The sequence below is a fragment of the Tsukamurella sputi genome, from assembly GCF_007858445.1.
Lineage (GTDB): Bacteria > Actinomycetota > Actinomycetes > Mycobacteriales > Mycobacteriaceae > Tsukamurella > Tsukamurella sputi.
On sequence record NZ_VIGV01000153.1, the window covers coordinates 1 to 563 of the forward strand.

1 protein-coding gene is annotated in these 563 nt (G+C 67.9%); it reads right to left on the bottom strand.

All coding sequences use genetic code 11. The features are described 5' to 3' along the window. Nucleotides 1-505: oxygenase MpaB family protein (locus FK268_RS23590; RefSeq protein ID WP_146437880.1), on the bottom strand; the 505-nt coding region annotated here is incomplete at its 3' end. Nucleotides 506-563 lie beyond the last annotated feature (58 nt).

Consider the following 563-nt stretch of genomic DNA (forward strand, 5'->3'; position numbering starts at 1 on the left):
CCTCGCCCGTGCGGAACAGCCCGAAGTCATCCGCGATATCGATGCCCCCCTTGAGGATCGAACCCCACGTCCAGTTCCAGACGTCCTTGTTCCACGCGTGATAGGGCGAGTCGTCCGGCATCGATCCTGCGATCGGTCGGTGCAGTTCGTACAGTCCGTGCGCGACGTCGTCCGCCTCGGGGCCCGCGAAGACGATCCCCATGACCATCTCGTACGTGCTGATCAAGCGGCGCGACGTGGCCTGCAGATCGGGCAGCCCCTCGCTCCCGTTGAGCGCGCGGTCCTTCTCACTGAGGACGTGTGCGATCTTGGGGTGCAGCGTCGGCATGATGAGGGCGGGGACGTTCGCGTAGAGCAGCACCAGCGGATGGCCCGCGATCCACCGTCCGAATCCGCCGGGAGCCAGGGGGTCGACACCGTCGGGATCACCGGGATGCTCGTCCTGCCGGGCGCGCGGGACGGCATGTTCGTCGAATCCCGGGGCGGGTGCGCCGATATCGGTCATGGCGTGTTCTCCTTGGGGCGATGGGTTGGTCACGCGGCCTCGGTGCGGCGGCGCGGGT